At 65.0% G+C, this 19,299-nt stretch carries 18 protein-coding genes and 1 tRNA gene; 8 read left to right on the top strand and 11 right to left on the bottom strand.

What is annotated here, in order from left to right; translation table 11 throughout:
• Positions 1-40: 40 nt before the first annotated feature.
• From xylA to EWE75_RS17975, 5 genes are all read right to left on the bottom strand, one after another.
• On the bottom strand, positions 41-1,351 hold the full coding sequence (xylA, locus tag EWE75_RS17995; RefSeq protein WP_130159487.1) for a xylose isomerase: 1,311 nt from the start codon (positions 1,349-1,351) through the stop codon (positions 41-43).
• Entirely contained in the window at positions 1,351-2,829 is a 1,479-nt protein-coding gene (gene xylB / locus EWE75_RS17990) for a xylulokinase (protein WP_130159486.1), read from the bottom strand. Before xylB ends, xylA begins: the two co-directional genes overlap by 1 nt.
• A 4-nt stretch (positions 2,830-2,833) precedes the next feature.
• Entirely contained in the window at positions 2,834-3,925 is a 1,092-nt protein-coding gene (locus EWE75_RS17985; RefSeq protein WP_130159485.1) for a glycoside hydrolase family 43 protein, read from the bottom strand.
• Positions 3,926-4,066: 141 nt separating this feature from the next.
• Positions 4,067-4,606 (bottom strand): alpha/beta hydrolase, encoded by a 540-nt coding sequence (locus EWE75_RS17980; protein ID WP_130159484.1) that lies wholly within the window; start codon positions 4,604-4,606, stop codon positions 4,067-4,069.
• A gap of 135 nt (positions 4,607-4,741) precedes the next feature.
• Positions 4,742-5,635 carry a LysR family transcriptional regulator gene (locus EWE75_RS17975; RefSeq protein WP_130159483.1) on the bottom strand — a complete coding sequence of 298 codons (894 nt, stop codon included), beginning with the start codon at positions 5,633-5,635 and terminating at the stop codon, positions 4,742-4,744.
• Positions 5,636-5,811: 176 nt separating this feature from the next.
• Here EWE75_RS17975 and fdxA point away from each other — a divergent pair, with 176 nt between their 5' ends.
• From fdxA to EWE75_RS17960, 3 genes are all read left to right on the top strand, one after another.
• Positions 5,812-6,150 (top strand): ferredoxin FdxA, encoded by a 339-nt coding sequence (fdxA, locus tag EWE75_RS17970; protein ID WP_130159482.1) that lies wholly within the window; start codon positions 5,812-5,814, stop codon positions 6,148-6,150.
• 138 nt (positions 6,151-6,288) lie between these two features.
• On the top strand, positions 6,289-7,104 hold the full coding sequence (locus tag EWE75_RS17965) for a ferredoxin--NADP reductase (protein WP_130159481.1): 816 nt from the start codon (positions 6,289-6,291) through the stop codon (positions 7,102-7,104).
• Positions 7,105-7,249: 145 nt separating this feature from the next.
• Positions 7,250-8,716: a DUF4403 family protein gene (locus tag EWE75_RS17960; protein WP_130159480.1), complete on the top strand. Its 1,467-nt coding sequence runs from the start codon at positions 7,250-7,252 to the stop codon at positions 8,714-8,716.
• Between the two features lie 188 nt (positions 8,717-8,904).
• Here EWE75_RS17960 and EWE75_RS17955 read toward each other — a convergent pair whose 3' ends face one another.
• Positions 8,905-9,672 (bottom strand): N-formylglutamate amidohydrolase, encoded by a 768-nt coding sequence (locus EWE75_RS17955; protein ID WP_130159479.1) that lies wholly within the window; start codon positions 9,670-9,672, stop codon positions 8,905-8,907.
• Between the two features lie 13 nt (positions 9,673-9,685).
• Here EWE75_RS17955 and EWE75_RS17950 point away from each other — a divergent pair, with 13 nt between their 5' ends.
• Genes EWE75_RS17950 through EWE75_RS17940 form a run of 3 tightly spaced genes read left to right on the top strand, consistent with a single transcriptional unit; the run spans position 9,686 to position 12,732 of the window.
• Positions 9,686-10,603 carry a transglutaminase family protein gene (locus EWE75_RS17950; RefSeq protein ID WP_130159478.1) on the top strand — a complete coding sequence of 306 codons (918 nt, stop codon included), beginning with the start codon at positions 9,686-9,688 and terminating at the stop codon, positions 10,601-10,603.
• Positions 10,604-10,609: 6 nt separating this feature from the next.
• On the top strand, positions 10,610-11,422 hold the full coding sequence (locus tag EWE75_RS17945) for a transglutaminase-like domain-containing protein (RefSeq protein ID WP_130159477.1): 813 nt from the start codon (positions 10,610-10,612) through the stop codon (positions 11,420-11,422).
• 11 nt (positions 11,423-11,433) lie between these two features.
• Positions 11,434-12,732, top strand: coding sequence for a glycoside hydrolase family 130 protein (locus tag EWE75_RS17940; RefSeq protein WP_130159476.1), 1,299 nt, complete (start codon positions 11,434-11,436; stop codon positions 12,730-12,732).
• Between the two features lie 391 nt (positions 12,733-13,123).
• Here the strand turns inward: EWE75_RS17940 and EWE75_RS17930 are convergent, their stop codons facing one another.
• The 5 genes from EWE75_RS17930 to aroA all read right to left on the bottom strand — a co-directional run bounded on the left by EWE75_RS17930 (position 13,124) and on the right by aroA (position 18,449).
• Entirely contained in the window at positions 13,124-13,402 is a 279-nt protein-coding gene (locus EWE75_RS17930; RefSeq protein ID WP_069205547.1) for an integration host factor subunit beta, read from the bottom strand.
• Between the two features lie 193 nt (positions 13,403-13,595).
• Positions 13,596-15,320, bottom strand: a complete 1,725-nt coding sequence (gene rpsA / locus EWE75_RS17925; protein ID WP_130159475.1) for a 30S ribosomal protein S1 — start codon at positions 15,318-15,320, stop codon at positions 13,596-13,598.
• A gap of 274 nt (positions 15,321-15,594) precedes the next feature.
• Positions 15,595-15,951 (bottom strand): VOC family protein, encoded by a 357-nt coding sequence (locus EWE75_RS17920; RefSeq protein WP_130159474.1) that lies wholly within the window; start codon positions 15,949-15,951, stop codon positions 15,595-15,597.
• Positions 15,952-16,461: 510 nt separating this feature from the next.
• A complete protein-coding gene (cmk, locus tag EWE75_RS17915; RefSeq protein ID WP_130159473.1) occupies positions 16,462-17,106 on the bottom strand; it encodes a (d)CMP kinase in 645 nt (214 codons plus the stop codon).
• A complete protein-coding gene (gene aroA / locus EWE75_RS17910; RefSeq protein ID WP_130159472.1) occupies positions 17,103-18,449 on the bottom strand; it encodes a 3-phosphoshikimate 1-carboxyvinyltransferase in 1,347 nt (448 codons plus the stop codon). The genes cmk and aroA overlap by 4 nt, the downstream gene beginning before the upstream one ends.
• 105 nt (positions 18,450-18,554) lie before the next feature.
• On the opposite strand from aroA, the gene EWE75_RS17905 reads away from it, so the two are divergent.
• Together EWE75_RS17905 and EWE75_RS17900 are read left to right on the top strand one after the other, a co-directional pair.
• A complete protein-coding gene (locus EWE75_RS17905; protein ID WP_069205552.1) occupies positions 18,555-18,872 on the top strand; it encodes a TIGR02300 family protein in 318 nt (105 codons plus the stop codon).
• Between the two features lie 100 nt (positions 18,873-18,972).
• Positions 18,973-19,048 (top strand) — tRNA-Ala (locus EWE75_RS17900).
• The last annotated feature ends 251 nt before the right edge of the window (positions 19,049-19,299 follow it).

Raw genomic sequence — 19,299 nt, 5'->3', positions numbered from 1 at the left:
CGGCCGCCACCCGAACCATTCGAGTGGCGGCCGATCGCGATCAGATGAAGCGGTTGATCAGATTTTCGAGCCGCTCCTGCTGGCCCGAACGCGGCTTGGGGTCGAGACCCTTCTCGACCGCGAGATCGGCAATGCCGGCGAGGTCGAGCGCGCCGATCTGCGTGCCCAGGTCGCCCGTCCAGCCGGCATAACGCTCAGCCTTGATCGCATCGACGCGACCGTCCTCGATCAGCTTGGCGGCGCCGAGCAGGCCCCGCGCGACGGTGTCGATGCCGCCGATATGGCCGTAGAACAGATCGACTGCGTCCATCGATTGGCGACGCACCTTCGAATCGAAGTTGAAGCCGCCATCGGTGAAGCCACCCGCGCGGATGATCTCGACCATCGCGAGCGTCAGCTCTTCAGCCGAGTTGGGGAATTGGTCGGTATCCCAGCCATTCTGGTGATCGCCGCGGTTGGCGTCGATCGAGCCGAACAGGCCGAGCGCGTTGGCCGTGGCGATCTCATGCTCGAACGTATGGCCAGCGAGCGTCGCATGGTTCGCCTCGATGTTGACGCGCACTTCATTCTCAAGGCCGTAGCGCTTGAGGAAACCGTACACGGTAGCGGTGTCGAAGTCGTACTGGTGCTTGGTCGGCTCGTGCGGCTTCGGCTCGATCAGGATCGTGCCCTTGAAGCCGATCTTGTGCTTGTGCTCGACGACGAGGCTGAGGAAACGCCCGAAATTGTCGAGTTCGCGCTTGAGATCGGTGTTGAGCAGCGTCTCATAGCCCTCGCGACCGCCCCACAGCACGTAGTTGCTGCCGCCGAGCCGATGCGTCGCCTCGAGCGCATCGCGGACCTGCATCGCGCCGAACGCATAGACTTCGGGATCGGGGTTGGTCGCGCCGCCGGCGGCGAAGCGGGGGTGGCTGAACAGGTTGGCGGTGCCCCACAGCAGCTTGCGGCCTGACGAGGCCTGGAGCGTCTCGAGATGATCGACCGCTTCGGCGAAGAACTTGCGATGCTCGGTGACGTTATGCGCGTCTGCCATCACGTCGATGTCGTGGAAGCAGTAGAAGGGGATGTCGAGCTTCGAGAAGAAGTCGAACGCCACTTCGCGCTTGGTCGCGGCGGCGGCGCTGTCGTTCGGTCCCTTGTGCCACGGGCGGTTAAAGGTGCCGCCGCCGAACACGTCGCTGCCCTGCCAGACGAAGGTGTGCCAGAAACAAGCTGCGAAACGGAGGTGGTCCTCCATCCGCTTGCCGAGCACGACCTTGTCCTTGTCGTAATAGCGATAGGCCAGCTCGTTGCTGCTGTCCGGGCCTTCGTATGTGATCGTCGGAATGTTTGCAAAGAAGTCGATGGCCATCAGGCACTCCTTGGGGTGGTATTCTGGGAGGTGATATTCTGGGGGGTGATATGCGGATAGGCGTCGCGGAAGGCGGCGAGCTTGGGGGCGAGGCGATCGACCAGCGCGGCATCGGGTTCGATGACGTGCGCGACCGGCGGCGCGACGCACACCTCGGCGGGCGAACCGCCATCGACCGCGAGTTGCGCGAGCCGCGCCGCGCCGAGCGCAGGGCCGACCTCGCCGCCCTGAAGATAGACCAGCGGCGTGTTCAGCGCGGCGGCAAGCGTCGCGCCCCAGTAGCGCGAGCGCGCACCGCCGCCTATCACGGACAATTGCGCGACCTCGGTGCCAGCGCCCCGCAACGCGTCGAGCCCATCCGCAAGCGCGAACGCGACCCCTTCGAGCACCGCCTGCGCGAGCCGCTCGGGGCCGGTATCATTGTCGAGACGGAGGAACGCGCCGCGCACCTCGGCATCGTTGTGCGGCGTGCGCTCGCCTGAGAGATAGGGGAGGAACAGCTCCGGCCCGCTCGCCGGCCCGGCCTTTTCGGCGCGTGCGAACAGATCGGCGGCGCCGGCGGCTCCGGTCAGCCGAGCGACCCAGTCGATGCAGGATGCGGCGGACAGGTGTACCGACATCTGATGCCACATGTCGGGCAGGCAGTGGCAGAAGGCGTGGACCGCGCGACCCGGATTGGGCCGGAAGGCATCGTTCGCGACGAAGATGACGCCGGACGTGCCGAGCGAAAGCAGCGCGTCACCGTCCTTGACGACCCCGACACCGGCTGCGCCGGCGGCGTTGTCACCGCCGCCGCCTGCGACCGGCACCTGTGGCATGCCCCAGAGTTCCGCCACGTCGGCACTCAGACGTCCAGTCGCCTGTGGTCCCTCGACCAGCGCTGGCATCTGGCTGACATCGAGTCCGCACGCGGCGAGCAATTCGTCGCTCCATTTGCGACCGGCCACGTCGAGCCAGAGCGTGCCCGCCGAGTCCGACATGTCGGAGGCTTTGTTGCCGGTCATCAGCAACCGGACATAGTCTTTCGGCAGCAGCACCAGCTTGGTCGCGGCGAACACCTCCGGTTCGTGCTTGCGCACCCACGCCAGCTTGGGCGCGGTGAAGCCGGGCATGACGATATTGCCGCCGACCGTGCGGAACAAGGGCGTCGCCGCTTCCAGCTCGGCGCATTCGGCATGGCTGCGACCGTCGTTCCACAGGATCGCGGGGCGCAGCGGCGTGTCGTCCGCGCCCAGCAGGGTCGCGCCGTGCATCTGCCCGGCGAGGCCGATGCCGCGCACTGCGCGCCGCACGTCGGCATCGATCGCCTGTACCGCCGCCGTCGTCGCCGCCCACCAGCTATCGGGGTCCTGTTCGGACCAGAGCGGATGAGGGCGTTGCACGGTGAGCGCCGCCGTGCCCTGACCGACCACGGTGCCGTGCGTGTCTATGACGACGGCCTTGACGCCCGACGTGCCGATATCAATGCCGAGGAACATGCGGTTACTTCACGAAGGGGTTGATGGTCTTGATCGAGCCGTCAGGGTTGAAGAACAACTCCGTCACCTTGACGTTGCGGAGGTGGTTCTTGTTGCTGAGCTGCGTATCCGCATAGAACAGCCACCATTTACCGGCATTTTCGATGATCGAATGGTGCGTCGTCCAGCCCTGCACCGGCAGCAGGAAATGACCACGGAATTTGAAGGGGCCATAGGGGCTGGTTCCGGTGGCGTAGTTGAGGAAGTGCGTGTCACCGGTCGAATACGTGTAATAATATGTGCCGCCGCGCTTGAACATCCAGGATGCCTCGAAGAAGCGCTTGTCGTGCTCGCCGGTCTTCACCGGCTGACCGTCTTCACCGAGGATGACCGCGTCGCGCGGCTTTTCGGCGAAGCTCTTCATGTCGGCGTTCATCCGCACGACCTTGCCCGACAAAGCTGGCTTCTCGGTATCGCCGAGATCGGTGTCGCTGCCGTTGGGATCGAATTTGCCGGTCGCCCAGCGCTGGAGCTGGCCGCCCCAGATGCCACCGAAATACATATAGGTCTTGCCGTCGGTATCGGTGAACACGGCGGGGTCCATCGAGAAGCTGCCGGCGATCGGCCTGGGCTCGGCCTTGAACGGACCCATCGGGCTTTTCGAGGTGGCGACGCCGATGCGGAACGTGCCGAGGCCGTTCTTGTCCTTCACCTTGTCGCGCGCCGGGAAGTACAGATAATAGGTGCCGTTCTTATACGCGGCATCGGGCGCCCACACCTGCTTCGACGCCCACGGGATGTCCTTCACGTCGAGCGCGACCGGGCCGACCGTGACCGGTCCGCCGATCCGGTCCATCCGCAGCACGCGGTAATCGTGCATGGCATATTGGTTGCCGAGATCGTCGTCGGGGATGTCGGTCGGCACGTCATGCGAGGGATAGACGTAAATCTTGCCATTGAAGACATGCGCCGATGGATCGGCGGTATAGATCGACGTGACGAGCGGCTGCGACAGGAAACGCGATGCGTCGGCGCCCTTGCTGTCCTCATGGGCCTGTGCGGTGGCTGCGCTGGTGCCGAGCAGAGCCGCGATTGTGATCGATGTCCGAAGTAGCATGCCGTTCACCACCCTCTTAGCCTTCTGAAGAGGCCCGATTGATACGATAGCGCTACCATATCGGGGAAGAACGGGTGTGGCAATTGCGCACCGCAGAGCTTTTTCGCCGTTAAAACGTCGCAAACACAGTTTTAATAGACGCTAACGCCAGAGCGCGTTGACGGGCGCGTGCGGTTCAATTGCGATCGACGTCGCGAGCTCAGGCGTGGCGAAATCCTCGATATCGACGAAGCGGCTGCCCCAGCTATCGACCAGGGTGAGGAGATGGCCGACGAGCGGCGCGGTTCGATGCTCGACCACCAGCGACCGAAACGGCAGCGGCAACGTTGGGCTGGGTTGCAGCGCCTGCGCCAGCGGCGCCTGCGCTGGGGTGAACGACAGCGGCGAGAACAGGCAGGCGCCGGCGATGTTGCCGAGGTAGGATTTGGGCGAAAGCTGCGCCCAGCGCACCACCGCCAGACAGGCGAGCCCGCGCGCTACCATCACATGCGGTTCGCCCGCCGCCCGCGCTGCCTCGTCGAGCTGCATCGCCCAGAAGCCGCGATGATGCTTGTGGCTCATATCGAGCGTCAGCGTGCGGACGTCTTTGCGACCCGCCGCTGGCCACTCAGGCGCGCGGTCGCCCGCCACCGCCACCGTAAGGAACGGATGGCTACCGAAAAACTCGCTCTCCAACGTCATGACCGGACTCCTCAAGGGATTTGCGCCGTTCGGGTCGGGTGGGCCGCGACTCCAGTTCAAGACACGGATGATATTCCTATCACGCGCATAGGCAATCGCCCTTGCGCCGAATCGATGACGCGATGCGCCGGTCCGTCAATCGCCGCCGGACATCGCTTCGTCGCAGATATCGAGAAAGGCGCGGACGCCGGGCGTGACGTATTTCTCACGATGCGAGACGATGTAGAAGCGCCGGTGCAGATCGAGGTCGGCGGCTTCAAGCCGCACCACGCGGCCTTGGGCGACGGCATCGCGCGCGGCGAGTTCGGAGACGCAGCCGATCAGGTCGCTCACCGCGACCATCTCGATGACCGCCTCGATCTGCTGCACGTCCATCGCGATCTGCCAGGCGCTCCAGTGCGGGTGCATCGCGCGGTCGAGCGTCTGGCGGGTGCCCGATCCTGTCTCGCGCACCACCCAGCGTTCGGCGAGCAGATCGTCGATCGGGCAGGGCGAGCGCCCGGCGAGGCGATGGCCGGGCGCGCAGATCACCACGAGTTCGTCGCCGAGCCAGTCGCGCACGAGCAGATCGGGATGCGCGTATTCGCCTTCGACCAGCGCGAGATCGAGCGAGAAATCGGCGATCCGCGCGACGATGCTTGCGGTGTTGTCGATCTCCAGCGTCGGCGCCGGGCCGGGATGACGCTGCGTGTACGCGTGGATCAGTCGCGGCGCGACGTGGCTGCCGATCGTCTGGGTCGCGCCGAGGCGGAACGGGCCGGGGCCTTTGCGGCCGGCGAGAAGCGCGTCGATCTCGCCGGCGCGATCGAGCAGGTCGCGCGCCGGGGCGAGCAGCGCGCGGCCGGTTTCGTTGATGCGCAGGCGCTTGCCGGCGCGGTCGAACAGCGGCTTGCCGTAGCGGCGTTCGAGTTCGAGCAGCGCCGCGCTCGCCGCCGATTGCGACATCGCGAGCGCCTCGGCGGCGGCGGAAACATTGCCATCGTGAGCCACGGCGACGAAGATCTGAAGGTGGCGGAGGCTGAAGCGCATAGCGGCTTTATCGATGATCTTCAGCGATATTACCAGTTTGTTAGATGATCTGAATGTCAGTATCTGAGCTTCATCCTTTGGAGCATCGATATGGCAAGCCTGCGCGCTAAACTCGTTCTCAATGGCAATGACTGGAGCGGTCTGCGGTTCTTGGGAAAAGTGAGAGGACTCGCACGATGACCTTCGTGGTCACCGATGCCTGCATCCGCTGCAAGTATATGGATTGTATCGAAGTTTGCCCGACCGACTCTTTTCGGGAAGGTGCCAACATGCTGGTGATCGACCCAGACAATTGCATAGATTGCGCGATCTGCGTGCCTGAATGCCCGGCGAACGCCATTCTGCCCGATACGGACGTTGGCGCCTCACAATGGATTGGCATCAATGCGACGCACGCGGCCTCATGGCCCGAGATCACGCGCAAGCGTGATTCGCCAGTGGATGCTGACGCGTGGCGCGGCGTGCCTGATAAATTCGCTCGTCACTTCTCCGGCAAAGCGGGGGAAGGCGATTAGGCATGGTTTGGAATCGCGCGGCGTCGCGGTGAAGTTATCCTTCCTGCATGGGGAGGATCATATTGTTGACCTTGTTCGATGGGTCTGTAGAGGCGGCGAGCACGTCTCTACGGTTTGACTGAACGGAATCCTGTTACAATGAATGCGCCTGTCACCACCCCGCGGCTGATCCCGGACAATGCGGCCTTCCACTCGGTCGAGGTCAAGTGGGTCCGCCATTGGAACGAGCATCTGTTCAGCTTCGCGATCGAGCGGCCGGCGTCGTTCCGGTTCCGCTCGGGCGAGTTCGTGATGATCGGGCTCGACGACGGCGCCAAGCCGCTGATGCGCGCTTATTCGATCGCCAGCCCGGCCTATTCCGAGGAACTGGAGTTCCTGTCGATCAAGGTCGAGGACGGTCCGCTCACCTCGCGGTTGCAGAAGATCCAGCCGGGCGATCAGGTCTACCTCGGCCGCAAGCCGGTCGGCACATTGGTGTGCGACGCGCTGCTGCCGGGGAGCCGTTTGTTCCTGCTGTCGACCGGCACCGGCCTCGCGCCGTTCCTCAGCCTGATCCGCGACCCCGATGTATATGAGCGTTTCTCGCAGATCGTGGTGGTGCATAGCGTGCGCCGCGTCAGCGACCTCGCTTATCATGACGAGATGACTGCGCAGCTCGCCGACGATCCGCTCGTCGCGGATGAGGCGGCGGCGCAATTCCACTATATCCCCACGGTGACCCGCGAGCCGTTCCGCACGAGCAAGCGCATCGACGGACTGATCGAGGACGGGACCTTGTTCGAAGCGCCGCTGACCGGCCCCAAGAAGCTCGACCCCGCGACGGACCGGGTGATGCTGTGCGGCAGCAACGCGATGATCCATGATTTCGCGAAGATGCTGGAGGCGGAAGGCTTCAAGGAAGGCTCGAACGCGCATCCGGGCGATTTCGTGATCGAGCGGGCGTTCGTGGGCTGATAGGCATCGCCCCGGCGGAGGCCGGGGCCGTTGAGTTTGGGGCACCCGGCTCGCCAAGTTACGCAACGGCCCCGGCCTTCGCCGGGGCGACGTAAGTTTGGCACCATTACGCCGCTGGAACGTTGCCCATCCGAAAGGATCGGTTTTGGGATCACGTTCGATTGTCGTACTGGCGAGTGTGTCGCTGCTGGTGAGCGCGTGCGGGCATAAGGTGCAGGTGCCGCCGCCGCCGAAGGTGGATACCGCGCCCGATTTCCCGCTCGAAACATCATCGATCGTCGTGCCGATCTCGGGTTCGCTCGACGCCGTGCAACGCGCGCTGGAGGCGAAGACGCCGCGGCGGTTGTGGGGCATCGACAAGCGGCTCGACACATGCGTCGGCGCGCAGCGCGTCGATCTCAAGTTCGCCAAAGTGAAAGTGCTGCCGAATCTCGGCTGTCGCGTGGTCGGCGAAGTGACGCGCGGGCCACTGGTGCTTGGCGGCAGCGGTGACCGGTTGACGATCACGTTTCCGGTGCATGCCACGATCGCCGCAGAGAAGGTCGGCGGGGTGGTTTCCAAGACCGCGACCGGCGATGCGGTGGTGCATGCGGTGGCGCGGCTCTCGATCGCGGGCGACTGGAAGCCCGCCGCCAAGGTGCGGATCACCTATGACTGGACGAACGCGCCGGGGATCGACTTCCTGGGGCAGCGGATCGCATTCGCCAGCAAGGCCGACGCGCGGCTGAAGCCGGTGATCGCGAGCCTTGAGCAAAGCCTGCCGCGTGAGCTCAACAAACTCGATCTGCATGCCAAGCTCGCCTCGGCGTGGGCGCAGGGCTTTACCTCGATCATGCTCAACCGCGAAAAGCCGCCGGCCTGGATGCGGGTGACGCCAAAGCGGCTCGGCGTCGGCGGCTATCATGTCTCGGGCCGCACTTTGACCCTGCTGCTGTCCGCCGACGCGCTGACCGAGACCTTCGTCGGCAACCGGCCGAGCGATCCGGTCGCGACGCCGCTGCCGCCGCCCGCGCCGAAGACCGGCAAGCGAGGGATCAACTTCTTCATCCCCGTACTGGCCGATTACGCGCAACTGGAGCCGGTGGTGAAGCGCACGCTGGTGAAGCGCGCCAACAAGGGCATTTCGCTGGCGGGGATCGGCCCGGTCGATGTCGAATTCGGCGATGTGACGGTCTATGCGACCACGGGCGGGCGTCTCGCCGTGGGCGTGGTGGCGAAGGCCAAGGCGCGCAACGCGTCGCTGCTGTCGACCAAGGGGCAGGTGTGGCTGACGGCGGTGCCGTACAACGTGCCGGGATCGCAATTGGTGCGTGCCCGCGATGTCGGGATCGCGACCGATACCGATAGCCAGGTGACCAACCTGCTGATCGCTTTGTTCAAGGATGGTTCGATCCGCGCGAGCATCGCCCAGGGGCTGAGCCACGATTTCGCGCCGGATTACCAGAAGGTGCTGCGCGCGGCGCGCAAGGCGATCGGGCAGCGGCGCGAAGGGGATTTTCTGCTGTCGGCGGATGTGACCAAGGTGGAGAACGGTACGCTGGCGGTGACGGGGAAGGGGCTGTTCATGCCAGTTCGGGCGACGGGGCAGGCGAGGATTACCTACGCACCCTGATCCTCCCCGGCACGGGGAGGTGGCGCGCATAGCGCGACGGAGGGGGGCTTCCTCGGGCGGTATCGTTTGTGGAAGCCCCCCTCCACCTCTCGCTTCGCTCGCGGTCCCCAGTTTTGGGTTGGCCATGCCCCGCATGGCCAAGGATCGTCCGGGGGACGATCCGACCCAAAACTCCGTGCCGGGGAGGATCAGAGGGCTGCGGTCAGAACCTGTTGCAATATCTCGGCCCAGTCGCGGACTTGCGCTTCGCTTACCAGCAAGTCCTGGCGGATTTCGGTTTCCACGTAGCGCCGGCCCGCCGCGAAGGCGTGGTTCGGGATGGTGAAATCGATTGTGTCCATCGCATAGGGTTCGTTGTCGCCGACCACCAGATCGCCACGCGCTTCGAGCGCCGACAGCACGCGGCGCGCATACGCCTCGTTGCCGCCGCCGTGGAGAATGCCGATCTGCCACGGTCGCGCGAAGCCGCGCATTGCCGGCGTAAAGCTGTGCAGCGCGACCAGCACAGTGTCTTCACCGGCGGCATCCCGTCGCGCGAGTTCAGCGGCGATCGCTGCCTGATAGGGGGCGTGGATCGCCGCGATCCGCGCCGCGCGGGCGGCATCGTCGAGCGTGGTGTTGGCGGGGATCGGGGTGCCGTCGCTGACCGCAGGCATCGCGTCGATGGCGCCGGGCGCGCGGTTACAGTCGACCACCAGCCGCGAATAGGTTTGCGCGATGAAGGTCGCGTCGAGCCTTTCCGCCAGCACCTCGCCGAGCGCGGCGATGCCGATGTCCCAGCCGATGTGGCGCTCCAGATCGGCTTGCGCGACGCCGAACGGTTCGAGCGCGCGCGGCACGCGATTGCCGGCATGATCGCCGATCAGCAGGAACGATGCGCGCCCCTCCGGGTTGATGATACGCACGGGCGACGGCTCGTCCGCACCCAGCAGTGATTGGCTCGGCTGGCTATTCATGTGAAGAAGCGCGATGCCTTTGCTGACTCTGTCCCATGTCACCACCTATAGCTACAGTCGGCCCGTGTCATTCGGCGAGCACCGCATCATGGTGCGCCCGCGCGAGAGTTACGACCAGCATCTGGTCGATGCGCAACTCCATATCACGCCCGAACCGGCCGATGTGCGCTGGTTGCAGGACGTGTTCGGCAATTCGGTCGCGATCGCCACGTTCGACCGGCGCGCGAAGGATCTGGTGATCGACAGCCACATCCGCCTGCGGCACGAACCAGCCGATCTCCAGACCGTCGATATCGAGCAATATGCGCGGCTCTACCCCTTTACCTACAATTCGGAGGAGATGCCGGACCTGCTCCGATCGATCGAGCGCCAGCATCTCGATCCGCTCCGGCAGATCGACCAATGGGCGCGGGGATTCCTCAGCACCACCGGCCAGACCGACACGCTGGCGATGCTCTCCGACATGACCGCGTCGATCCGGCGCGACTTCACCTATGTCGCGCGCCACGAAAAGGGTACGCAGACGCCGATCGAGACGCTGACCAAGCGCAGCGGCACCTGTCGCGATTATGCGATGCTGATGATCGAGGCGGTGCGCGCGCTCGGCTTCGCGGCGCGCTTCGTGTCGGGCTATGTCTACAACCCCTCGCAGCGCGACGAGCGGCGCGGTGGTGGCAACACCCATGCGTGGGTGCGGGTGTATCTGCCCGGATCGGGCTGGGTCGAGTTCGATCCGACCAACGGCATCGTCGGCAATCGCGGGCTGATCCGCGTCGCGGTGGCGCGCGACATCTATCAGGCGGTGCCGATCTCCGGGACATGGGCCGGTTTTCCGGGAAGTTTCCGCGATATGACGGTGAGCGTGGACATTTCCGTCGAGGATCGCGTTACGACACCCGTAAAAACCTTTGCGCCTGGCGCGGGAGCCTAAACGACGATGCTGATCCGCGCCGGTTATGAAATCCGTTATGAAACCGAGGTTGCCACGCCGATGCTGGCGTTGCTCGGCATCCACCCGTCGCGAAACAAGGATCTGGTGACACCGCACCGCATCGTCGCGACGCCCGACGTGCCGATCTACGATTACCCCGATTCGTTCGGCAACATGTGTACGCGCATCACCGTGCCGGCGGGCGGGCTGACCTTGTCGTGCGATTTCACCGTGCAGGATGACGGTCTTCCCGATCCCGTCGCGCTGGACGCCGAACAGCACGCGGTGGAGGATCTGCCTGACGACGTGCTGATTTTCCTGCTCGGCAGCCGCTATTGCGAAACCGATCGGCTCTCTCAGGTGGCGTGGTCGCTGTTCGGCAATGTCCCGTCCGGTTGGGAGCGCGTGCAGGCGATCGTCGAGTTCACACACAACCAGATCGAGTTCGGTTACAATTACGCCCGCCCGACCAAAACGGCGTGGGACGCGTATCAGGAGCGGCGGGGCGTGTGCCGTGATTTCGCGCATCTCGCGATTACGCTGTGCCGCTGCATGAATATCCCGGCGCGCTATTGCACCGGCTATCTCGGCGACATCGGCATCCCGCCGGTCGACGCACCGATGGACTTCTCGGCGTGGTTCGACGTCTATCTCGGCGGGCGCTGGCATACGTTCGACGCGCGGCACAATCGGCCGCGGATCGGGCGCATCCTGATGGCGCGCGGGCGCGACGCGACCGACACGGCGCTGACCACCACCTTCGGCCCGGCCCGGCTGGTCGGCTTCGACGTGCATACCGAAGAGGTCGCGGTCGCCTGACGGAGAATATCATGGCTGAGACCCACCCTTGCCTGCGCAAGCTCGACATCGAGTTGCGCCCCGATGCCAGCCGCACCGTTATCCGGCCGTTCCTGCCGTCCGACCCCGCCGGTTTCGACCACCAGCCCGAGGACCGCACGACGCGGATCATCCGGCGCGTGCTCGCGTTCGACGATGCGGCGGTGGCGCGGCAGATCGATCGGCTGTGGGATTCGATCGGTCACGCCGAGCACGGCGCGAAGACTACGCTGCTCGCGCGCGGTTCCGATCTCGCCGGACGAGTCGCCGGGCTCGACGTGGGTGCGCTCGACGAGGATCGCCGGCTGCTGATCGGCGCGTATTTCAGCGCGGAATATTCGTTCGAATCGGCGGCGTTGTTCAATCCGAGCATCGTCGCCTGGCCGATCGGCGTGAAGCCGGTGGGCGATACGGACTTCGTGCTGTCGCTGCGCGGGATCGGCGAAGGGCATCTCTCCTCGGTGACGTTCCGCACCGGCGTGTGGCGTGCCGATGGCGAGGTCGAGATTGCAGCGCCCGCGCCGAGCGGCGTGCCGCCGATCACCACGCCGGTACAGGGCTGGCAGGATGCCGACACGATTCAGCTCGATTGCTCGGGCAGTTGCGAGCCGTCCGAGACGGTGCTGTTCCCCGTGGTGGAGAGCCAGAGCCGCGGCATCGAGGATCTGCGGCTCACGCCGTTCGCGATCCCCGACCGGCCGCTGACCTTCATCGGCACCTACACTGCGGTCGGCGCGGCGGGCGCGCGGCAGGAGTTGCTTCAGACCGACGATTTCCGCACCTTCAAGATGCATCCGGTGCGCGGCGATCTGGCCGATGCCAAGGGCATGGCGCTGTTCCCGCGCCAGATCGGCGGGCGCTATCTGGCGCTGGGGCGGCAGGACAATGAGAATTTGTGGCTGGCCGAGTCGGACGATCTGCTCACCTGGCGGGCGCAGGGCAAGGTGCTGGAGCCGCTGTATCCGTGGGAGAGCGTGCAGATTGGCAATTGCGGCTCGCCGATCGAGATTGATGAAGGCTGGCTGGTGCTGACTCACGGTGTCGGTGTGGTGCGCAATTACTGCATGGGCGCGGTGCTGCTCGATCGCGACGATCCGGGCAAGGTGCTCGGACGCCTCGCCGAGCCGCTGCTCGAGCCCAGCGACCATGAGCGCAACGGCTATGTCCCCAATGTGGTGTATAGCTGCGGCGCGCTGGTGCGTGGGCGCGAGATGCTGCTGCCCTATGCGGTGGCGGACGATTTCACGCGCTTCGCGATCGTTTCGATCGACGGGCTGCTCGCGGCGATGTGAGACTCGGAGGGATGGTGCGGGCGGGGGGACTTGAACCCCCAAGGGCCTCGCGGCCCGACGGATTTTCGTACCCGCTACGGCTTTCGCCGCCGCCTGCCCGATAGGGACAAGCGTTTGTGGTCTGGACTATCCCTTCACCATGCCCCGCTCATCCGAGCGAGGTACAGGTGCTGCCCGTCTAGTCTCTACACCTTCCCGCCGGGATGGGCGGGCTTGGCTCGGGATCGCCATTTTACAGGGTTCCCCGAATTTGAGCAGTTCTACTTCGCGGGTTTCCCCGTGAGCACTCAAGTTTTTTAAGTCCGGTGCGTCTACCGATTTCGCCACGCCCGCATCATCGGGGCGTGCATAAACGCCAAGTCGGGATCAGCCAAGCGCGATTGTGCGCGACTCACACGTTGAGGCGGAGGCGCATTTCCTTGCCGGGCTTGAAATAGGGGACTCGCTTCGCGGTCACATCGACCAGCTCGCCGGTGCGGGGATTGCGGCCGGTGCGGGCATCGCGCGCGCGGGTGGAGAAAGCGCCGAAGCCGCGCAGCTCGACTCGTCCGCCGGCAGCCAAACGCTTTGAAATTTCATCGAAAAAGGTTGCGACGATTGCTTCGATGTCGCGGGGCGCCAGATCCGGATTCTGTTCGGCCAGCATCTGGACCAGTTCCGATCGGATCATTACGCCGTAAGCTCCCGCCAAAATACGTTTACGATCTTACCACGACCTCACAGGATAGAGATCGGGCGATGTAAAATAGACGTAGATCAATGGGGAGCGGGTGTAAACGCAAATATGGCCGAAAGGGCCATTGTGGTGCAAGCACAAAAAGGACGGTGGGCCGCCGGCGCTGCCGACGACCCACCTCGTTAGATCAACGCTTCTCGTTGCGCGCCTTGAGCGCCTCGCCGAGAATGTCGCCGAGCGACGCGCCCGAGTCGGACGAACCGTACTGCGCCACGGCCTGCTTCTCTTCGGAGATCTGCATCGCCTTGACCGAGAAGGTCGGCTTCTTCGAACGATCGAAGCCGGTCACCATCGCGTCGAACTTCTGACCGACCTGGAAACGCTCCGGGCGCTGTTCGTCGCGGTCACGACCGAGATCGGTGCGCTTGATGAAGCCCGTCGCGCCATCGTCGCCGACCTGAACTTCGAGGCCCGCGTCGCGGACTTCGAGAACGGTGACGGTGACGACCGCGTTCTTGTTGAGGCCCGAGCCGCTGCCGCCGCCTGCGGCGACTGCGCCACCGGCTGCCGGAGCGCCACGCTCAAGCTGCTTCATGCCGAGCGAGATACGCTCCTTCTCGGCATCGATGTCGAGCACGACGGCCTGAACGACCTCGCCCTTGCGGTGGAGGTTGAGCGCGTCCTCGCCCGACACGCCCCAGGCGATGTCCGACATGTGGACCATGCCATCGACGTCGTTGTCGAGGCCGATGAACAGACCGAATTCGGTCGCGTTCTTGACTTCACCCTCAACGGTCGAGCCGATCGGATGCGCTTCGAGGAAGGCCTCCCACGGATTGGCCTGGGCCTGCTTGAGACCGAGCGAGATGCGGCGCTTGTCGGGATCGACCTCGAGCACGACGACATCGACTTCCTGCGAGGTCGAAACGATCTTGCCCGGATGGACGTTCTTCTTGGTCCACGACATTTCCGAAACGTGGACGAGGCCCTCGATGCCCGCTTCCAGCTCGACGAACGCACCATATTCGGTGATGTTCGTGACGCGGCCGGTGAGCTTCGCGCCGACCGGATACTTGGCCGATGCACCATCCCACGGATCGCTCTCGAGCTGCTTCATGCCGAGCGAGATGCGCTGCGTGTCCTTGTTGATGCGGATGATCTGAACCTTGACGGTATCGCCAATGTTAAGAACCTCGCTCGGATGACCAACGCGCTTGTACGAAAGATCGGTGACATGCAGCAGGCCATCGATGCCGCCGAGATCGACGAACGCACCGTAATCGGTGATGTTCTTGACGACGCCGTCGATGATCTGACCCTCAGCGAGGCTCAGGATCAGGCCCGAACGCTGCTCGGCGCGGGTCTCTTCGAGGATCGCGCGACGCGACACGACGATGTTGCCGCGCTTGCGGTCCATCTTGAGGATCTGGAAGGGCTGGGGGATGTCCATCAGCGGCGTGACGTCACGCACCGGGCGGATATCGACCTGCGAGCCGGGCAGGAACGCCACGGCGCCGTTGAGGTCGACCGTGAAGCCGCCCTTGACGCGGCCGAAGATGACACCCTCGACGCGCGCGGTCTTGGCGAATTCGGTTTCGAGCGTGTCCCATGCGGCTTCGCGGCGGGCGCGGTCGCGCGACAGCATCGCTTCGCCGTGGACGTTCTCGACGCGATCGACATAGACTTCGACTTCGTCGCCAACCTTGAGATCGGCCTTCTGGCCGGGGGCTGCGAATTCGCGCAGCGGCACGCGGCCTTCGGACTTGAGGCCCACGTCGATCACGGCGAGATCATTCTCGATGCCGGTGACGGTGCCCTTGACGACGCGGCCTTCGAAGCTGTCTGCTCCGCCGAGCGTCAGTTCAAGAAGGGCTGCGAAATCGTCGCGCGTGGGGGATGCCATAGTGGCCATAAAGGAGTCGGTTCCTAGTCTTACGTTTCCGGCCGGCCGGTTGTCTCCGGCGGTCTTCTAGCCGATACGCCACGGAAGCCTCATGCCACCGCAGCATCCGCACGTATGAGCGAAGCGGAGAATTGCCCGATCAAAGCCGAACGGGCGCAAGAGGACAAACCTCCGCGCCTTCCTCCGCGAGCACCTGCCCGCTGGACCGCGACTCTATAGCGCGCGGCGGCCTTAAAGGCAAGGCGAGGCGGGGCCGCGCAAGGCGTCGCGCTGCGGCCCGAGCCTATTCGGCCGGCGGCTGCCAAAGCTCGATCGGATTGCCTTCGGGATCGTGGATACGGGCGAAGCTGCCAGTCTCGGGCGTGTCCCAGGTGGGATCGCGTTCGATGGCGATATCCGCCGCGCGCAACGTGGCGAGCAGCGCGTCGAGATCATCGACGCGGAAGTTGAGCATCCACGGCTTCTCGCGCGGCCACATATCGGTGTTCGCGGCGAAGGGGAGGAACATAGTCGGCCCGGCAACCTGCTCCCAAGGCATATAGCCCTCGCCGCCGACGCCGAGATGGGTGCGATACCAGTGGCGCAACGCATCGGGATCGTCGGCCCGGAAGAAGATGCCACCCACGCCGGTCACGCCCATCACGCCCTCCTCGACAGCAGCATGCAGCCTATCGCGTTCACGCGGAAAGCAAAGGGGAAACGGCGCGCAGATGCGGCTCGTTGAATCCGAGCAAACGGATAAGCGCAGCGAGGGAAACTCTTTGAGCGCGGAAAGGGCGCAAGGAGGAGTCCATTCAGGCGTTCGCCGTGATCACCTGCCCGCTTGACGACAACCCGACAGTGTAGAATCCCTACAGTGGCAAGGTAACGTGTTTGTCGCTATGCCTGCTGTGCGGCACAGTCGCCGACCGCCGGGGGGCGGCGTCGACGGGGCTGCCGGCGCAAGCCGATATAATGGGTCGCGATAGGGGGTGGGGATGTTGCTGCGGTGCAAGCGAGGTGGCGTGATTGCGCTGGAGATTCGTGTCAGCACGGTGTTGCTCGCAAGGGCGCGGCGTGCGACCAATCGTCCAGTCGAGGCGGCGCTGGTCTCGGTTTAAGGTGTGGACGCAAGCGTACGCCGCTTGCGTCCCGACCGGGCGCGCCGCGCTTATCCCCGCGCGCGCTCTGCCTTCAGCTTCACTTGCCGCTCGACCAGTTCGATCGCGCGCTTGAGCGCGGCTTCGATCGACAGGAAGCTCGTGTCGAGCAGTGCCGCATCGTTGGCGGCGACCAGCGGCGCGCTGCTGCGCATCGAATCGCGTAGGTCACGGGCGCGGATGTCGGCGAGCACCTTGTCCATGCTGACGTTCGAGCCGCGCTCGCGCAGTTCGGAATGGCGGCGGCGCGCGCGGATCGTCGGGGTCGCCTTGACGAACAATTTGGCGTCGGCCTCCGGCGCTATCACCGTGCCGATGTCGCGCCCGTCGAGCACAGCGCCGCCGGGCTGGTTGGCGAAGCGGCGCTGGCGGTGGAACAGGGCCGCGCGCACCAGCGGATGCGCCGAGACGATCGAGGCGCGCTTGCCGGTCTCGTCGTCGCGCAAAGCGGGATCGTCGAGCAACGCCTCATCGAAATCACACGCGGCGACCGCATCGGCCTCGATCGCGGGATCGAGATCGTGCCGCGCGACATTGGCCGCGACTGCACGGTAGAGCAGCCCGGTATCGAGATAGGGCAGGCGGTAGTGGCTGGCGAGCGCGCGGGCGATCGTGCCCTTGCCCGAGGCGGCGGGTCCGTCGACGGCGATAATCATGCCGGCTGCATCTCGTTGGCGCCGCGCAGCTTGTCCAGCGATTCGAAGAAGATCGGATAGCTGGTCGCGATCGGCGCGGCATCGTCGAGCGTGAGCGGGGTGCGAGTGTTGAGGCCGGCGACGGCCATGCTCATCGCGATTCGGTGATCGAGCTGGGTGGCGATGGTGCCGCCGCCGGCGATGGCGCCGCCGCCATTGCCCTGTACGGCGAGGCCGTCTTCATATTCGTGCGTCTCGACGCCGCACGCGCCGAGCGCGGCGGCCATCGCGGCGATCCGGTCCGATTCCTTGACGCGCAACTCGTGGGCTCCGCGCGCGACGGTGCGGCCCTCGGCGAAGGCGGCGGCGACGAACAGGATCGGATATTCGTCGATCATGCTCGGCGCGAGTTCGGCGGGTACTTCGATCGCTTTAAGCTGGGCGTGGCGGACGCGCAGATCGGCGACCGGCTCGCCGCCGACCTCGCGTGGGTTCAGTTCGGTGATGTCGGCGCCCATCATCCGCAAAGCGGTGAAGATGCCGGCGCGGGTCGGGTTGAGGCCGACATTCTCGACCACCACGTCCGAGCCGGGAACGATCGTCGCCGCGACGACGAGGAAGGCGGCGGAGGAGGGGTCGCCGGGCACGACGATCTGCTGGGGTTTCAATTCGGCCTCGCCGGTGATGGCGATGATTCGTCCGGCGGGGCTGTTTTCGACCTCGACGGTCGCGCCGAAGCCGCGCAGCATCCGCTCGCTATGGTCGCGCGTCGCGATCGGCTCGATGACGCGGGTGATGCCGGGGGTGTTGAGGCCGGCGAGCAGCACCGCCGACTTCACCTGCGCCGAGGCGACGGGGAGCGTATAGTCGATCGGCACCGCCGGGTTGGTGCCGCGCAGGATCAGCGGCAGGCGACCGCCCGGATAGGACGTGAAGCTCGCGCCCATCCGCGACAGTGGCTCGATCACGCGGCCCATCGGGCGCTTGGTCAAGGACGCGTCGCCGGTGAAGGCGGCGGTGATCGCATGGCTCGCGATCAGCCCCATCAGCAGCCGGGTCGAGGTGCCGGAATTGCCCATTTCCAACGCGCCCTGCGGCTGGAGCAGCCCGCCGACGCCGACGCCGTGGATTCGCCAGATGCCGTCCGCGCCGCGTTCGATCTGGGCGCCCATCGCGCGCAAAGCGGCGGCGGTGGCGAGCACATCCTCGCCCTCGAGCAGTCCCTCGACGCGGCTTTCGCCGACCGCGAGCGCGGAAAACATCAGCGCACGGTGGCTGATCGATTTGTCGCCGGGCACGGCGACGCGACCCCGCAACGGGCCGGAGGGATGGATTTGGCGGGGGGTGGGATTGGCATGGGGCATCGGGGCCGGGCTTTTGACAGCGCCCTTGCGCTATGGCAAGGCGCGCGCCACTTTGACGGGGTCCACCCCCAGGGTTATCCGAAGTTTGAAAGGTCCAAACGGCACATGATTAAGCCGGAATGGGGCACGAAGCGATCGTGCCCGAAGTGCGCAACGCGTTTCTACGATCTCGGTAAGGACGATCCCGTCACCTGCATCGAATGCGGGTCGACGTGGGAGCCGGAGCCGATCCTCAAGTCGAAGCAGCCGCTGCCGTTCGATTCGCCCAAGCCCGAAGCCTTGAAGAAGGACGACGATCTCGCCGGTGACGACGAGGCGCTGGACATCGGCGAGGACGAAGAGCCCTCGCCCGACGACGAAGTCGATCTCGGCGGCGACGACGATCTCGGCGTGGAAGCGCCGACCGAAGACGAAGAACACTGATCTTGTAAAAAATGGCGGCAAGCGGCGATTTCGCCGCTTGCCAAGCCAGCGACGCCCCGCTAGTGGCGTCGCCTCCCGAGACCGAAAGGTCTGGACGAATGGGGCCGTAGCTCAGCTGGGAGAGCGTTCGCATGGCATGCGAAAGGTCAGGGGTTCGATCCCCCTCGGCTCCACCATTCCATATTGATTTTAAACGATAATTTTATCGTTTTCAGACGTGTCCTAAATTTGGGGCCTAATGTCCTCAACGACTTTTTAGAGTTCGTGGCGCTTGTCGAAGGGCCGTTCACGTTGCTCGCTCAGTTCGTGATGGGTGGGGCGAAGCGAGTGAGCGCAGCGTCAATATGCTGCCGCGCAAGCCATTTCCTATTGTCGGGGCGGATGGGAAGGCCGACGGCAGAAGGGATCAGCGAGTTGCTCATCCTCG

The sequence above is a fragment of the Sphingomonas populi genome (assembly GCF_004208535.1).
Taxonomy (GTDB): Bacteria; Pseudomonadota; Alphaproteobacteria; order Sphingomonadales; family Sphingomonadaceae; genus Sphingomonas; species Sphingomonas populi.
The sequence above is the reverse complement of the archived record's forward strand: the minus strand, read 5'-3'. Positions and strand labels throughout refer to the sequence as shown.

What these genes read in the sequence shown, in the direction of transcription:
- aroA (WP_130159472.1), bottom strand. Translation starts at nt 18,449, where the DNA reads ATGCCCCATGCCAATCCCACCCCCCGCCAAATCCATCCCTCCGGCCCG.
- EWE75_RS17930 (WP_069205547.1), bottom strand. Translation starts at nt 13,402, where the DNA reads ATGATCCGATCGGAACTGGTCCAGATGCTGGCCGAACAGAATCCGGAT.
- EWE75_RS17905 (WP_069205552.1), top strand. Translation starts at nt 18,555, where the DNA reads ATGATTAAGCCGGAATGGGGCACGAAGCGATCGTGCCCGAAGTGCGCA.
- EWE75_RS17945 (WP_130159477.1), top strand. Translation starts at nt 10,610, where the DNA reads ATGCTGATCCGCGCCGGTTATGAAATCCGTTATGAAACCGAGGTTGCC.
- EWE75_RS17965 (WP_130159481.1), top strand. Translation starts at nt 6,289, where the DNA reads ATGAATGCGCCTGTCACCACCCCGCGGCTGATCCCGGACAATGCGGCC.
- xylB (WP_130159486.1), bottom strand. Translation starts at nt 2,829, where the DNA reads ATGTTCCTCGGCATTGATATCGGCACGTCGGGCGTCAAGGCCGTCGTC.
- EWE75_RS17985 (WP_130159485.1), bottom strand. Translation starts at nt 3,925, where the DNA reads ATGCTACTTCGGACATCGATCACAATCGCGGCTCTGCTCGGCACCAGC.
- EWE75_RS17920 (WP_130159474.1), bottom strand. Translation starts at nt 15,951, where the DNA reads ATGGGCGTGACCGGCGTGGGTGGCATCTTCTTCCGGGCCGACGATCCC.
- EWE75_RS17980 (WP_130159484.1), bottom strand. Translation starts at nt 4,606, where the DNA reads ATGACGTTGGAGAGCGAGTTTTTCGGTAGCCATCCGTTCCTTACGGTG.
- EWE75_RS17950 (WP_130159478.1), top strand. Translation starts at nt 9,686, where the DNA reads ATGCCTTTGCTGACTCTGTCCCATGTCACCACCTATAGCTACAGTCGG.
- EWE75_RS17940 (WP_130159476.1), top strand. Translation starts at nt 11,434, where the DNA reads ATGGCTGAGACCCACCCTTGCCTGCGCAAGCTCGACATCGAGTTGCGC.
- EWE75_RS17955 (WP_130159479.1), bottom strand. Translation starts at nt 9,672, where the DNA reads ATGAATAGCCAGCCGAGCCAATCACTGCTGGGTGCGGACGAGCCGTCG.
- rpsA (WP_130159475.1), bottom strand. Translation starts at nt 15,320, where the DNA reads ATGGCCACTATGGCATCCCCCACGCGCGACGATTTCGCAGCCCTTCTT.
- EWE75_RS17975 (WP_130159483.1), bottom strand. Translation starts at nt 5,635, where the DNA reads ATGCGCTTCAGCCTCCGCCACCTTCAGATCTTCGTCGCCGTGGCTCAC.
- xylA (WP_130159487.1), bottom strand. Translation starts at nt 1,351, where the DNA reads ATGGCCATCGACTTCTTTGCAAACATTCCGACGATCACATACGAAGGC.
- cmk (WP_130159473.1), bottom strand. Translation starts at nt 17,106, where the DNA reads ATGATTATCGCCGTCGACGGACCCGCCGCCTCGGGCAAGGGCACGATC.
- fdxA (WP_130159482.1), top strand. Translation starts at nt 5,812, where the DNA reads ATGACCTTCGTGGTCACCGATGCCTGCATCCGCTGCAAGTATATGGAT.